The organism is Eximiradius proteiniborus, from assembly GCF_058546985.1.
Genome location: NZ_CM178592.1, coordinates 482,661 through 497,968, shown reverse-complemented (window position 1 = coordinate 497,968; position 15,308 = coordinate 482,661). Strand labels below are relative to the sequence as shown.

The 15,308-nt window shown below is 31.9% G+C and carries 14 protein-coding genes and 1 pseudogene; 9 read left to right on the top strand and 6 right to left on the bottom strand.

Annotated elements, in window-relative coordinates; translation table 11 throughout:
• Positions 1 to 96: 96 nt before the first annotated feature.
• Complete coding sequence (locus ACY2LT_RS02100) at positions 97 to 1,809, bottom strand: M2 family metallopeptidase (protein ID WP_491816035.1); 1,713 nt, start codon at positions 1,807 to 1,809, stop codon at positions 97 to 99.
• A 75-nt stretch (positions 1,810 to 1,884) separates the two neighbouring features.
• Positions 1,885 to 2,787 carry a hypothetical protein gene (locus ACY2LT_RS02095; RefSeq protein WP_491816033.1) on the bottom strand — a complete coding sequence of 301 codons (903 nt, stop codon included), beginning with the start codon at positions 2,785 to 2,787 and terminating at the stop codon, positions 1,885 to 1,887.
• Positions 2,788 to 3,140: 353 nt separating this feature from the next.
• Here ACY2LT_RS02095 and ACY2LT_RS02090 point away from each other — a divergent pair, with 353 nt between their 5' ends.
• The 4 genes and pseudogenes from ACY2LT_RS02090 (at position 3,141) to mscL (ending at position 6,035) form a co-directional block, all read left to right on the top strand.
• Positions 3,141 to 3,272: a hypothetical protein gene (locus ACY2LT_RS02090; RefSeq protein ID WP_491816032.1), complete on the top strand. Its 132-nt coding sequence runs from the start codon at positions 3,141 to 3,143 to the stop codon at positions 3,270 to 3,272.
• A gap of 402 nt (positions 3,273 to 3,674) precedes the next feature.
• Positions 3,675 to 4,433: pseudogene (locus ACY2LT_RS02085) on the top strand (DNA-methyltransferase); the annotation flags it as partial.
• A gap of 130 nt (positions 4,434 to 4,563) precedes the next feature.
• Entirely contained in the window at positions 4,564 to 5,328 is a 765-nt protein-coding gene (locus ACY2LT_RS02080) for a YoaP domain-containing protein (RefSeq protein WP_491816030.1), read from the top strand.
• Between the two features lie 308 nt (positions 5,329 to 5,636).
• The gene (gene mscL / locus ACY2LT_RS02075; RefSeq protein ID WP_491816029.1) at positions 5,637 to 6,035 is read left to right on the top strand and encodes a large-conductance mechanosensitive channel protein MscL; all 399 of its coding nucleotides are present in this window, start codon (positions 5,637 to 5,639) and stop codon (positions 6,033 to 6,035) included.
• A 180-nt stretch (positions 6,036 to 6,215) separates the two neighbouring features.
• Here the strand turns inward: mscL and ACY2LT_RS02070 are convergent, their stop codons facing one another.
• The gene (locus tag ACY2LT_RS02070; protein WP_491816027.1) at positions 6,216 to 7,187 is read right to left on the bottom strand and encodes an Acg family FMN-binding oxidoreductase; all 972 of its coding nucleotides are present in this window, start codon (positions 7,185 to 7,187) and stop codon (positions 6,216 to 6,218) included.
• A gap of 462 nt (positions 7,188 to 7,649) precedes the next feature.
• On the opposite strand from ACY2LT_RS02070, the gene ACY2LT_RS02065 reads away from it, so the two are divergent.
• Both ACY2LT_RS02065 and ACY2LT_RS02060 read left to right on the top strand, forming a co-directional pair.
• On the top strand, positions 7,650 to 8,042 hold the full coding sequence (locus ACY2LT_RS02065; protein WP_491816026.1) for a PEGA domain-containing protein: 393 nt from the start codon (positions 7,650 to 7,652) through the stop codon (positions 8,040 to 8,042).
• A 34-nt stretch (positions 8,043 to 8,076) separates the two neighbouring features.
• Positions 8,077 to 8,235 (top strand): hypothetical protein, encoded by a 159-nt coding sequence (locus ACY2LT_RS02060; RefSeq protein WP_491816025.1) that lies wholly within the window; start codon positions 8,077 to 8,079, stop codon positions 8,233 to 8,235.
• A gap of 167 nt (positions 8,236 to 8,402) precedes the next feature.
• On the opposite strand, the gene ACY2LT_RS02055 is transcribed toward ACY2LT_RS02060, so the two are convergent.
• Both ACY2LT_RS02055 and ACY2LT_RS02050 read right to left on the bottom strand, forming a co-directional pair.
• Positions 8,403 to 9,032 (bottom strand): HmuY family protein, encoded by a 630-nt coding sequence (locus tag ACY2LT_RS02055; RefSeq protein ID WP_491816023.1) that lies wholly within the window; start codon positions 9,030 to 9,032, stop codon positions 8,403 to 8,405.
• Positions 9,033 to 9,041: 9 nt separating this feature from the next.
• A complete protein-coding gene (locus ACY2LT_RS02050) occupies positions 9,042 to 11,348 on the bottom strand; it encodes a TonB-dependent receptor (protein WP_491816021.1) in 2,307 nt (768 codons plus the stop codon).
• A 238-nt stretch (positions 11,349 to 11,586) separates the two neighbouring features.
• On the opposite strand from ACY2LT_RS02050, the gene groES reads away from it, so the two are divergent.
• The 3 genes from groES (at position 11,587) to ACY2LT_RS02035 (ending at position 14,265) form a co-directional block, all read left to right on the top strand.
• The gene (gene groES / locus ACY2LT_RS02045) at positions 11,587 to 11,874 is read left to right on the top strand and encodes a co-chaperone GroES (RefSeq protein ID WP_491816019.1); all 288 of its coding nucleotides are present in this window, start codon (positions 11,587 to 11,589) and stop codon (positions 11,872 to 11,874) included.
• 74 nt (positions 11,875 to 11,948) lie between these two features.
• Positions 11,949 to 13,571, top strand: coding sequence for a chaperonin GroEL (groL, locus tag ACY2LT_RS02040; protein ID WP_491816018.1), 1,623 nt, complete (start codon positions 11,949 to 11,951; stop codon positions 13,569 to 13,571).
• A gap of 316 nt (positions 13,572 to 13,887) precedes the next feature.
• Positions 13,888 to 14,265, top strand: a complete 378-nt coding sequence (locus tag ACY2LT_RS02035; RefSeq protein ID WP_491816017.1) for a hypothetical protein — start codon at positions 13,888 to 13,890, stop codon at positions 14,263 to 14,265.
• A 6-nt stretch (positions 14,266 to 14,271) separates the two neighbouring features.
• Here ACY2LT_RS02035 and ACY2LT_RS02030 read toward each other — a convergent pair whose 3' ends face one another.
• Positions 14,272 to 15,213: a hypothetical protein gene (locus ACY2LT_RS02030; RefSeq protein WP_491816016.1), complete on the bottom strand. Its 942-nt coding sequence runs from the start codon at positions 15,211 to 15,213 to the stop codon at positions 14,272 to 14,274.
• Positions 15,214 to 15,308 lie beyond the last annotated feature (95 nt).

Genomic DNA, 15,308 nt, shown 5'->3' with positions numbered 1-15,308 from the left:
AAAACATATTGTTAATATACGATAAAGAATTAATAATGTTTTATTAATAAAAAAGGGCTGAAAATCAGCCCTTCATAACATTTGAAAAAATAAAAATTAATGAACAAACTGCTTAGCATAATATTTCGGAGTTATTTTTTCTCCTGTTGCTTTTTCTATCATATCGTTCCATTCGAACTTTGCTCCAACAGAAAAAACTTTGTCTATAAGGAACTTACCAACCTCCTGATGACCAGTGAAGCTTAATACTTTAAATGGGTCATCTTTAAGAATTTTTTCAGCGATTGTGAAATATAACTGCGAAGCAAATAATTCACCTAAATGATAGTTGTGATAATAACAAGGGCTGGTAGCAATATGAATTTTAGTAGCCCAGTCTGGAGAATTACGGTTTTCAGGACGTTTAATCATCTGGTATTTCTCTACTAAATCCCACCAAAGCTTATTCAAATCTTGGTCTGGATTTTCATACATTGATTTTTCGAAGCGATACATAACCTGCGACCAACGGCTAAATACAAGTTGTTGTAATTTAAGTCGTTTATTTGCAATATCAAAAATTTTAGATTTTTCTTCATCAGAAATCCCGACCATATCTTGAATCCACTGTGCTTCAGCACCTTTGCGTCCAAAAAGCATAGCAATAGCTTCGGTAGTAAATATATGTGCCGGAGTTCTCAGTAAATAAGGCAAATCTATTGCATAATGCTTTTCATATAGAGCGTGTCCATACTCGTGAAGCATTGTTTCCATCCAACGAGCATTAGGACGAACGTTGCAAAGCACCCTAATATCGTTTTCTCTATCAATATTAATACAGTAAGCATGTTGATTTTTATTCGGTTTTTCGAATAAATCACTTCGAGCAATAATGTCGTCAATTGGAAGTCCAATACTTGCATAGTATTGTTGGGTCAATTTGACAATATCTTTGTCTTTATAATATTTGTCGAAATCTATTTCAAATACTTGTGGTGCTTCCTGGAAAAATCTATTTTGGTAATGCCAAGGCATTAGCTGTTCTGGCTTTATTTTAACACGAGCAGCAAGAAACTCATCAACTTCAGATTTCATTTTTTTGAATTCATCGCGAGTTAAATTATCAAGTTCATCGAATAATCGGCTAATTTCTTCAGGATCTTGGTCAGAAAGTTTCAAACTCATTTCATGATAATTTTTGAAACCGAGTTCACGAGCAATTTCATTACGTAATTTTACTACTGCAATTATACTATCGGCAACAATTGGTCCAATTTCTTTATGTGCAAGCCAAACTTTTTTCAATTCTTCATTATTAGTTGAATTTTTCAGAATTTCCTCTACATCATTATCAGTTAGTAGTTTGCTTCCGACTTTAGCACGGAATTTAGAATACATTTGCTCGATATTCGAAACCATATCGGTAAGACGGTTGATTTTAGCAGTATCTGCTTGCTTCGATAAATAAGTATTGTATAGAATATCCAGTTGTCGTTTTAAAAGTGGGTCTTTGACAGCATTAGATTCTTTGATTTGCTTTAAAGTATTGAAATCATCTTTATTGAAGAAAATTGTGTTGTATTCTTTTTCGAGCTTTGCAACTTTACCCCAATTTTCTTCATTGCTATTAATGGATGCATCGAAATAAGCAGTATTAAGGGCTTTTTCTAATGGTTTTACTTTTTCAACATACTTGTTGATAAATTCAGTCAGTTTCTTTTCCATTTCAGATGTCTCTCCTGTTTTTTCTGCTTTTTTGCAAGAAGACGTAAACATAATAATTGCCAAAAAGACAGCAATTGTCAGAAATGATAATGATTTTTTGTACATTTTAATTCATCAAATAATTGAACATATTAATTAAGGATATTTAGATACGTATAAAATTATCAAAAAGTTTCAAAATTAATAAGGTGTCCAAACAAAACTAACAAATGGAAATGCTAAAGGTTCAGTAACAAAAGCCAGCCCAAAATCAGCGGAAAATTTAGTGTTGGCAAGCCGAATACCAAGTAAAATCAAAGTATTAGACGGATTATTGACATCGCTATTCCAAAGTTCGCCAATAAAATGCAAATCGTTTCTCGAAGAAAATTTTGTATCAAGCCCTAAAGCTACTCCAAAAGACCCATTAGGATAGGTAAGTTCGTATAGTTCATTTTTAAATCTAATTGGGTATATGTCTTTATTTCCGTTTTTAAAGAAAAAAATTGCAGAAACAGAAGATACGTTACCTTGATATGTGGCGTTGGCGTAATAATGCATAAATTTATTTCCAGAATTAATAAAAGCAAGATTTGCTCCACCTCCAAACCAGATATCAGCAGGCAAATCTCTAATAGACATAACGGGATAGGAAAATTTAACATTAAATGAACTAATTTCCTGATTTGGATAAACAAAAGGTAAAATACTTTGACCAGCACAAACAGAGAAATAATCTCCAATCCCAGCACCAGCATAAAAGAAACCTAACTCAAAGTTTCCTACAAAATGGTTATTGGAAATTGGTAATGCTGTAGGAAGTAGATAAATTCTATGACTATGGCGATATTTTTCAGATATTTTTCTAATTTCAACAATTTCATTTTCAAAAACAATTGCAGTTCCTATTACCGTATTTAATTTTAAAGAAATTTGCAAACTATCGATATTTTTCTCTGCCACCTTAGCTGTAATGATATCTCCATTAATAAGACGAAAATAATATGATTGTCCGATTTCAACATCCTGAATATTTATTCCTGATGAAATCAAATTAAAATTTACAACAATAAAAACAACAATTATGCAAAGAATATATTTCATAGAATAAAATTGAAATCAAATATTAGAGAAATACAACAATAGAAATTTACAAAATTTTAAAGAATTATATTATATTTTAGCGAAAATATTTTCTCTACATTCATACAACAAAGAATTAACTTCAATATCATTCACTAAAACCCCTTCTCTTCCCTACTTCTAAGCCAAGTAGTTCCTACCATAGCTTGCCCCCTCGTCATAAATACAATCTTCTCCAACAACTACATTTGCGTTTAGAATTTTGAAAATTATTTAAACGTGCAATTCCCCGTTACCGTTCAATTTTCCATTTGCTTTTTTCACTCGGCTAACTTAATTTTAGTATTATCTGTGAATTCCTTTGGGTTAATTTTATGTCTCGCATATTTGATGAACTCGTCGAGCTTGCCTGGATGATTTTTAAATTCATCATGTGGGTTCTCATCGTTATGTTTGTTATCGGTGGCATGTATACGCTTATCCGCGATTTCATCAATTCTTTTTGAGTTGCGGTCCGGCAACAGCAGATTTTTGGTTCAACTCAACAAATCATTGAAATTAAAGAATTATTTATTAATTTTGGAGGAATAATTATATTTTTTTATTGTAAATATACAAGCGTTAATAGTAACAAAAAAGGCATCAAACTATATATATAAATGCAATAAAGAAAGTTGTAATAAAACTAATAATATTTCTGAATTATTACAAAAAGAAACAGCAATGGAAAAACATCATTGAAATTAAAGAATTATTTATTAATTTTGGAGGAATAATTATATTTTTTTATTGTAAATATACAAGCGTTAATAGTAACAAAAAAGGCATCAAACTATATATATAAATGCAATAAAGAAAGTTGTAATAAAACTAATAATATTTCTGAATTATTACAAAAAGAAACAGCAATGGAAAAACTCGGAATATTAGAACTTAATAAGATTCACCAAGGGGACTGCATTGAACTTTTAAAACAAATACCCGACAATTCAATAGACTTAATTTTTGCAGATCCTCCTTATAACCTTCAATTAAATGGTGAATTATATAGACCAAACCAAACAAAAGTTGAAGCTGTTAATGATGCTTGGGATAAATTTGAGTCAAATGAAGAATATGATAAATTCACAACATTATGGATGAAAGAATGTTACAGAATTCTAAAAAATTCAGGTAGTTTTTGGGTTATTGGAACTTATCATAACATTTTTAGAGTTGGGACTATATTGCAGAATATTGGTTTTTGGGTGTTAAATGATATTATTTGGATCAAGACAAACCCAATGCCTAACTTTAAAGGAACAAGATTTAACAATGCACACGAAACATTGATTTGGGCAACTAAATCAAAATCTTCAAACTATACCTTTCATTATCATTCGATGAAAGTGATGAATGATGATCTACAGATGAGGAGTGATTGGTTAATACCCATCTGCCAAGGTGATGAAAGAATAAAAGTAAATGGACAGAAAGCTCATTCAACACAAAAGCCTGCGGAATTACTTTATAGAATTATCATCTCAACATCCAACCCTGGCGACATTGTTTTAGACCCTTTCTCTGGTAGTGGAACAACCGCCGTTGCTGCTTTAAAAGCAGACAGAAAATTTATTGGTTATGATATTAACAAAGAATATATAGAATTAGCAAGAAAAAGGATTGAACCTTTTTTAAAACAAACAAAATTAATGTTTGACGCAACAAAGTCGTTAGAATAGACATAAATTGCAGAAAAAATCTATATTTGCTAAATAATGATTTCTAATATTTACCTTAAAATATGGAGAAAACATTATGAAGATTATTACAATTGATGCAACTAATATCGACCAAGAGCATATTTGTTGTGCTATTGGAAATGACAAACAAAACCAAAATAGGGCTCAGTCAAAAAAAGCTTGGATGAAGGAACGCTTTAAAGATGGATTAGTGTTTAAAAGATTTGATGAACGTGGTAAAATATTCATTGAATATATGCCGATTGAAAAAGTATGGAAACCGATTTGTGGAAAAAACTATATGGTCATTAACTGTCTTTGGGTTTCTGGACAGTTTAAAGGAAAGGGTTTATCAATACAGTTACTTAATGAATGCATTGAGGACGCAAAATCAAAAAAAATGGATGGAATTGCTGTCGTAAGTAGCTCAAAAGTGAGACCGTACTTGACTGACAAAAAATTCTACATAAAACATAATTTTGAAGTTGTTGATTCAGCACCTCCATATTTCGAATTATTGGCACTCAAATTTAATAAAAATGCAAATAACCCCACTTTTTCTGAAAATGCTAAAAAAGGCACCTGTTCAAACAAAAATGGATTTACTATTACTTATTCAAATCAATGCCCTTTTATGGAAGAGTATGTTGGACGATTATCAGAAGTTCTTAAAAACAAAAAGATACCTTTTGAGACTAAGAAATTAGAAAATTATCAAGAAGCCCAACAAATAGGCAGTCCATTTGGGACACTTGGAATTTATTATCAGGGCGAGTTCAAGACTCATGAACTAATGTCCGAAAATAAGTTTGAAAAATTCATCGAAGAATTATTGAAATAAAGAATGATTTTTTTGTTCCTAATAATCACAATAATGCATTAAACATTGTCATATTTTGTCTTGCGGATCATCTAAGCTCAAGTGTATCTCATAGAAATATAAGAATAATTTATTACATTAATGATTACTTAATAAAAGTTTCGTTTCTTCAAAAATTGATTTATTTTCAAGCTATTTAAATAATTCGCAAAAAAGTGTTGTAAGTTTCGTAACTTTTATTAAATTAACAATGAATAATTATATTTTAGTTAAATAAACACTCATTTATAATAATATATTAAATCTTTTATAATTAATGGAGTAAAAAAATGAAATTTATTGACGAATTTAAAGCGTTTGCCATAAGAGGCAATGTTGTAGATATGGCAGTTGGTATTATAATTGGTGCTGCTTTTGGTAAAATTGTCAGCTCTTTAGTAAACGATGTAATAATGCCGCCTCTGGGGTTTCTTATAGGTGGCATAAATTTCACCGACTTAAAATTTGTATTGAAAGCGGCTACTGAAACAACTCCGGCAGTAACACTTAATTATGGAAATTTTTTGCAGGTATGTTTTGATTTCTTTATAGTGGCTTTAGCTGTTTTTTTGGTTATCAAAGCAATAATTGCCGCTAAGAAAAAACAAGAAGAAGCTGATGCCGCACCTCCTGCAATGTCTAAGGAAGAAATATTGCTGACAGAGATACGAGATTTATTGAAAAAATAAATAACTGCTGGTAACTTACGGCATTACTCAAAAGCGAATCACTGGAATGTGAAGAATTATAGTTCGCCTTATTTATTATTGTAAATTTAGAGGAAATCACCTGCAATTACATAGAGGCAATTAACTCAAACGAGACAGGGCATTTTAAAAATTCAAAATTTACTATTTCATCCTAAAACTTTAATTCACAGTTACATCCTCAATATTTCTTCTGAAAGAATAAGGCATTTTTTCTGCGTAACCATATCTGATAAGTAATAAAGGATGTTTGTCTTCTAATTCTAAGAGATTTGCAAGTTTTTGTCTTACAGATATTTCTTCGCAAGGCATATTTAAGTGAGCATGACAAATACTTAATTTGGTAGCAGTAAGCCCAAAACGTTGAAAAGCACGTCCAACATTTATCCAAGATGTAACATCATTTTTCTCACTAAAAAATATTGCAATGCCTGCGGTGTGTTGTAAAATCTCGTTTATACGTTTTGCTTCACTTTTAGCTGAAACTATATTTTTCATCACAAAATTGCCGATAAATCGCCACATACTGGGTAATCCCATCGTAGCAGTCCACAGCCCATCTTTTGTCTTTTCAGCTTCAGCTTTTGAATAACGAAACCAATCAGTGAGTTCATTAACAAATAGTTTGTTTTGAAACTGTATATTATTTGCTTCAATAATTAGTGGAATAACTTTTTCAAAGTTTTCTTTTCCATTTAGAAGAACTAACGAAATCCCATCATAGTTAAAGCAGTTCCTTAGCCTTTCAAGTTCAGTGTTATTTACAATCTTTTCGGAATATTTACTTCTATTTACTTGTCTTGATTTAATAAAATCAAATAATTCCTCTTCAGAAGGATTGATTTCGTCGGATGGATGAAGTTCTATGGTAATTGAGGCATTCGGATTGTTAGGGTAATCCACTATACTTTTGTATCCTATTTTTGATGCGGCAATAACTAAGTTCTCTAAGGCACACCCCAAACTAATATATAGGGCATGGTTATCTGAATCAACAATTGGCAAAGCTCTTGTGAAATCCGGGTGAATGATAATACCATCTTGAATTTTTTCAAATTTCCAAGGTTGTGTATTATGTCCAGATGGTGCTTTTGTTGCACACTCAACTAAATAATTAAAATCATTGGTATTCATATAATTTCCTAACTGTATTGTATTTATTTGTCTTGAGGTTTGCTATGGTGATAAAATATTAATCAAAAAGGTAAGTTAAGTAATATTTGGAATTCATCCTTTTTAATTACTGAAAGAGGTTAGAGTAATGAGGTCTCTCATTATCTCAGTATATTTACCACTTTACCAAACTCCAAAAGTATTTTTCAAATTCTCAGCATTTAGTTATTATTAACGGTGGTTTTCATCAATTATTATATACACTAAACTTTGGACTTATGCTATTCCCTTCCGAAGGTTTAGGAACAATTTTTTTTTTAATAATTATTTCACCAATTTATATAATTTTCTAACGAACATATTTTTTTATTTGTTTATCTTCTGAATGATTTTTATTCTAGTATAGAATTAGAAAATACTTTACTTTTCTAAAGTATTTACTATCTTATATAATCTTACCACACAATCATAATGGAGGTTTTTATGTTTAAAATTAATCCAATTTATTTCAAAAAGTTTTTTGTTTTTTCTTTAATTATTTTAATAACGGGATGCGCAACAATATTTAAAGGTACCAGAGAAAATGTATCTTTCAATTCCGAACCAACTGGAGCAAAAGTTTTTGTAAATGGTGCCTTTATTGGCGAAACACCCATCAAAGTTGAACTTAAATCTAATCAAACGCATATCATAGAATTTAAAAAAGAAGGATATGCAACTAGAACTTATCAATTGTCCAATAGCTTAGGAGCAGGCTACGTAATTTTTGATATATTAGGTGGTTTAGTACCTGTTATTATCGATGCAGCAACTGGTTCCTGGTACGTCTTAGACCAAGATAATATTTATATGTCTTTAGAAAAAGAAAAAAAATAATATCTTAGGAGTTGGTCTTCTTCTTATTCCTACTATGGGTGTTAGTTTTAAAGTTTCTGAAAAGTCTGCTATGAACATTGGACTTGGATATGAAATACAAAGAATGAAGTTTATCTACTACGATTGGTATTATTATGATGAGTCTATGGAAAACTCTGGGGCAGCTAGCATTAATGTAGGAATATCATTCTAATTAATAATGAAAATTATCTAATAAGATCGTGTAGCATTTATGGTGGGTGTAGCATATTCAAAAGATGGGCTCCACCAAAAGGTGGAGCCCAACTCTGTGTTCATTTCTACCCTTCCGAAGGTTCAAAACCTTCGGAAGGGTTAAAAAAAGATTGATTTATGTCTTAATTATTTAGTGAATTTCTTTGTGCCGTTTGGCTGGTAAACATATTTAAATGAATAAGTTCGATCTATTCTACTATAAACATCTGAAGGGATACTATCCGGATAACCATAGTAATAGCTCAATATCTTAACTTTAGCATATTTACCATCAGCGGTTCTAATAGCAAGAACAACACCTGGAATTGGAGTAATTTCAAAAGTAGAATGATTGTAGTTGTACCATCCTTTACCACTACCTATCGGAATTGCTCGTTCTGTTTCAGATTTTTCTACATAGAAAGTCGAGTCTTGCGGTAATTCAGAAAGAGTTTCGAAATCTACTCCACGTAGCACAAAAGCTCCCCCGTTACCTGGACCGCGATATCCCTGATTTACGTAAATGCTTGTTCGATGGAAACAAATATCCCACTGAGTTGTGTTAGCCAGCGACTTATCAATAATTTTGTTCTCACGAAGACTATAGTAAGTCATTGTGTCGCCTTGCTCTGGATTGAAAGTTTTGATGTTTTTTACAGTTACGCTTGGCAGTAACTCCCCATTTCCGCCATTTGTCGAATTATTATCGTCATCTGAACAAGAAACAAACATTATACTTAATAAAGTAGCAAAGAATAAAAACAAGTATTTTCTCATAAAAACCCCCTAATTAGATGAAAAATTATATATAAGATTTGCAAAAAATGTTCTTCCAGGATTAGATGGTAAATACATTGGTTTTCTCAAATCAAAAATATTATCGCAACCTGCCTGTAACGAAAAATTGTAGATAAGTTCCTTTGTAATAGTAAAATTCCAAATCGAATAATCAGGAGCGTATTCATTATCCTGATCCAAAACGTTACTGTTATTTTTATCTTTAAACCCATAACGCCCGCGATAAGTTCCACGAAGGAAAGCATTCAAGCCATAATCTGAATTATTATATTCAAATTTCACATTTCCTGAATGCTTTGAACGATTCCAGAGCCCACCATATTCGGACAATTTTACACGACGGTCGCCGTCTTTTGTTAGCATAAAAATTTTGCCTTTCTTAATATCATCATAAGTTTCAACATCAATTGCTTCTAAATACTGATAACCAAAAGAGATATTAAAATTCTCATTGGCATTTATTCTTAGATTCGCTTCTAAACCCTGAGTATAAACTTTGCTTAAATTAATGTACGACCATACCTGAGCACCATTGTTTTTGTTCGCAACAGGAATTGTTTCTATCATTTCAGAAATGTTGTTCCTGAAAATATTTAGCTTAGTCTCAATGAACGGATTAATATCCCAAACAAATCCAAAATTAAAAGAAATCGATTTCTCTGGTTTTAAGTTACTTATTTTTCTTAAATCAAAAATGGTATCTACAATTACCCCATCATTTACAAGTTTGCCAAATAAATCATTGAAAAAAGCAACACCAAAAACACTATATCCTGCTATTGAGTTAGTAAAATTAAGATATAATTGCTGAAATGTTGGTGCTTTAAAACCAGAACCGACAGAACCTTTGAGAACTAACCCATCAAAAAGGCTATAAGAGAAAGCAATTTTTGGACTTAGATTATCCGCATAATCGCTATGCCAATCATATCTTAAACTTGCGATAATGTTTAGTTTTTTTGAAGCAATCCAGTCTTCTTGCAAAAACGAATAATAAGAATGAGCATACACTTTACCATTATTTAACCTTTGAGCTTCAACAGATTCATAATTTCCTCCGCCACCAAATGTCAGAATATGATGTCGTGAAATCATCCAATTCCACTGAGTTTCTAACTTTGTCAAAGACTGAGTGAATGAGTATTTCTCGTATAAGGCACCACCTATTCTATAATTATATTTTGACTCAGTTCTGTATTCTGTATGATAGAGGCGCGACTCAACGTTAAATAAGTCCGAATATTGATGTTTCCCGGAAACAGAAACCCCATAATCACGCAATTTACTATTATCATCGATAGTGAAAGTATCAGTATTCTGACGAACATTAAAGTAGTTTTTCTGGTCCTCAGTATTCAGACGCAAGCCTATTTTAATATATGTATTAGGATCGAATTTATATGTAAAATTATTATGAACAGTATAATTCACATATTCAGGAACAGCTTTTCCATAATAGTCGTCTGACAATTTAAAACCATCACTTGAAAGTCTGTTAATAAATAAGTTATTTGACAACTTACCACTGAAGGAATTGACACTATTTTCAACTCCCAAATCTAAAGTATTATATGATTCATAACGAGAATTTGCACGAACTGAGGTAGCATCTTCATTATCATCTGTTATCAGGTTTATTACACCAGCAAGGGCATTGGAACCATAAAGTGAAGAAGAAGGTCCTTTAATTACTTCTACTCTTTTAACATTTCCCATTGCAAATCGACGAGTGTCAAGTATTCCGCCACTTCTGCCAATGATAGGTTCACCATTTATTAGAATTAGAGCATAATCGGGGTCAAGTCCCTGAATTTGAACACCACGTCCGTGATCTTCAACAATTACCATTCCAAGCTCTTCACTTAATACATTATCAAGACGTAATCTCGAAGCAGATTTAATCGAAGAACCAGTTACAACATCTGTTGCAATTGGGTTTGTTTCAATTTGTTTTGCAGTGCGTGTGCCTGTAACGACGACATTTTCTTTTAATCTATACACATCAAGCATAGTAATTTCTAATTTCAAAGGAAACTGTTCGACACTAATAACCGTGTCAATTGGTCTGCAACCAGCTCTTGATAGTTTTAGACTGAAGTTTCCTTGTTTTATATTTTTGATAACAAATACACCGTTAATATTGGTCGAGGTTTGAATTTTCAGTTCCGGGATACGAACGGAAACAGCTGAAAGCGGCTGACCTTCCGGATTTTTCACAATCCCTTGAATTTCTCCAGAATAAACAAAAAGAGAATTAATAAAAAGACATACAATTAACGCAATTTTGGTTTTCATAAGCAGATATTTTGATTATTCATAAATAATAGTTTAGTTACGCTTAAACAATATTTTTAAATTATGAAAAAATGTTAAAAAATCAATAAAAAAAATTTAATAATCAAATAATCAAAATTAAAATTGAATTTTTTTTGAAATAATTAAAATAATATGGATAATAATTCGTATTTTTGTTAGCACTCATTTGTGCAGAGTGCTAATAATTATTAAAATGTAAAATAAAAGGAGGTATAATATGAACTTAACACCATTGCACGACAGAATCATCGTAAAACCTGCAAAAGCAGAAGAAGTTACCAAAGGTGGTATCATTATTCCTGATACTGCAAAAGAAAAACCAATGCAAGGCGAAGTAGTTGCAGTTGGAAAAGGCAGAGTTGCTGATGATGGGAAATTAATTCCAATGAATTTAAAAGTTGGCGACAAAGTGCTCTACGGCAAATATGCTGGCACTGAAGTTAATATTGATGGCGATGAATACTTAATTATGCGTGAAAGTGATGTTTTTGCTATTATCAACTAATTGAATTTTCAAATAAATAATTAATGTAATAAAAAATAACTGTTAAATGTATAATAAATCAAGGAGATAAAATAATGGGTGCAAAAATCATAACATTTGATGTTGAAGCACGTGCAGCATTAAAAAGAGGCGTTGATCAACTTGCTAATGCAGTAAAAGTAACTTTAGGTCCCAAAGGTCGCAACGTTGTTATAGATAAAAAATTTGGTGCTCCGCTTGTAACTAAAGATGGTGTAACAGTTGCAAAAGAAGTGGAACTCGAAGATCCAATTGAAAATCTTGGCGCAAGTATGGTTAGAGAAGTTGCATCGAAAACTAGCGATTTAGCTGGTGATGGAACAACTACTGCAACTGTTCTTGCTCAAGCAATTTTCCGTGAAGGATTGAAAAATGTAACTGCCGGCGCAAACCCAATGGATTTAAAGCGCGGCATTGATATGGCAGTTGCTGCAATTACAGAAAAATTAAAAGAAATCAGCCGTGAAGTAGAAAGCAAAAAAGAAATTGCACAGGTTGGTACAATTTCTGCAAACAACGACCCAACAATTGGTGAACTCATTGCTGAAGCAATGGAAAAAGTTGGCAAAGATGGCGTAATCACTGTTGAAGAAGCAAAAGGAACTGAAACTTCAATGGAAACTGTTGAGGGTATGCAGTTCGACCGTGGTTATCTCTCTCCATATTTTATCACTGATGCTGATAGTATGGAAGCTATTTTAGACAATCCATATATCTTGATTCACGACAAGAAAATTTCTTCAATAAAAGATTTGCTACCAGTTCTCGAAAAAGTTTCGCAAGCTGGTCGTTCCCTGTTAATTATTGCTGAAGACGTTGAAGGCGAAGCACTTGCAACATTAGTTGTAAACAAATTGCGTGGCACTTTGCGTGTCGTAGCTGTCAAAGCTCCTGGTTTTGGAGACAGACGCAAAGCAATGCTCGAAGATATTGCAATTCTCACTGGTGGAACAGTTATTAGTGAAGAAAAAGGCTTCAAGTTGGAAAATGCTACTCTTGCATATCTTGGAACAGCAACCCGCGTAATTGTAGATAAAGACAACACTACAATCGTTGAAGGTGCTGGCAAACAAGAAGACATCAAAAAACGTATCAATGAAATCAAAATCCAAATCGATAAAACAACTTCTGATTACGACAGAGAAAAATTACAAGAACGCCTTGCAAAACTCGCTGGTGGGGTTGCTGTATTGAAGATTGGTGCTGCAACTGAAGTTGAAATGAAAGAAAAGAAAGCTCGCGTTGATGATGCTTTGCACGCTACCCGTGCTGCAGTTGAAGAAGGGATTGTACCCGGTGGTGGGACAGCATATTTAAGAGCACTCTCTGCTCTGGACAATTTGAAACCAGCAAATGAAGATCAAAAAACTGGTATCGAAATTATTCGCCGTGCTTTAGAAGAACCAATTCGTCAAATTGTTTCAAATTGCGGATTGGATGCTTCTGTTGTAGCTAATAAAGTTAAAGAAGGAACAGGTGCATTTGGATTTGATGCTGCTCGCGAAGAATATTGCGATTTATACGAAGCTGGCGTTATCGATCCAACAAAAGTTAGCCGCGTAGCTTTAGAAAACGCTGCATCTGTTGCAAGCCTTATGCTGACAACAGAAACTACAATTGTTGAAAAACCTGAAAAAGAAAAACCAATGCCACAAATGCCAGCAGGTATGGATTATTAATAGATAAATAAGCTATCATATCAAAAGCTCCGCTATTCTTTAGCGGAGCTTTCTTGTATTTTATTACTCCTTCCATTAATAATACCACTTTCAATAGAACAATCACCAGATACAATTTAGTATTGACAACGTAATCATCGAAGTAGGAAAAATGAAATTAGCTTTTCTTGATGAAAATGCAAATTTATCGTCTTCTTCGTTATTATTTTTTTAAACTTTATTGCATTTGGATTTATGGGAAAAAATCATTTCGATAATTAAAAGAGCAATGTAATAAATATTTAATATGGATAAAATAATTCCCGAGAAATGTGTAATGTTTGCCAACAGAATGATTATTCCAACAATAAAAATCCCAATATCGATACTAAGTTTTCTAAATTTTGAAGTTAATATAGGGACTTCCTTATTTACCTCATACACGACATTTTTTAGAATACTTGCTATGATGAACATAATCAAAACCAAAAAAGCCATTAATTCAGCATCAGCAAACCTTTTCGGCAAAATATCACAATTATTAAAAAATGATGACAATATCGAATCTCTCACAAAGGATGATGCTATCAAAAATATCAATGCGGAATATGAAATAATTTCACTGATTAATTCTATTTTATTACTCTGCATAATTATTGCCTTTGAATGTAGTAAAATTCTTGCAACCTTGCACAAATTTACCAGCAAACATTAAAAAGCATTACTTTTTAAAATCAACACAAGCTTTTATCGCACTAACAGTTCCAGTACCAGCGACAGCAAATTTACAAGCCCCTTTGGCCGCTCCAATCAAAGAACCCAAAGGTCCAGTACAAGACAAAGCAGTAGCTCCAAAAACAGCTCCAATGGTCCCACCAATTACATCTGCTGTTATATGAGCAGCAGCCCATAAATTTTGTTTTTGTTTATCATTTAAACCTAGAGTTTCAGTTTTTTTCCTATATGGTGAAATCGCTAAAAATCTACTCCTTACTAATTCAAAAGAATGTTCCATAATAACAAAAGATATAATTGCTTTATGTTCATTATCCTTCCATGTTTCAAACATCATTGAACACTTTAGTTTATTTAACTCAGTTTCTACAGTATAATAAAAAGTGAATAAATCATCTGCTTTATTGTATGCGGTTTCAACAACTGAAAACATTATATTTAAATAATATTTTTCCAAAGACGTCAAAGAATCACTCATTTCAATATTAATTAACCTTCTAATATTGTCAAAATATGCTTCCATACTTAAATCACTTGTATCGGATAAATCTAGATGAAATATACTTTCATACAATTGTGAAAAATCAAGAAAAGCATCAACCTCTTCTTGAAAGCAATTCTCAACTGTAATACCATTTGAAATAAATGAACTTTTAAGAGTATTATAAAGCCATTCCGAAAAAGTCTGATTAGTGTCAAAATCCTCATTATAGACAATATTATAGAAAGAATTCATTATCATATTATGGTAGATACCTACTGAATCATACCTTGAAAATAACTCAGTATTTTGCACATAATTTTTTTCCTTAACTGTTGGATTTGATATACAATCATCATCTTTAGCACAGGAGGTCATGAGGAGAAGAATGAAGACAAACAATATTATTATATTTGTGATTTGTGATTTGTGATTTGTGATTTGCATAAATACTCCAATAATAATTAAGTAAAATTATATCTACATGTTAATTTATACAAATAATTTATTATTATCAAGTATTTTTTATGCTCTTTAATACT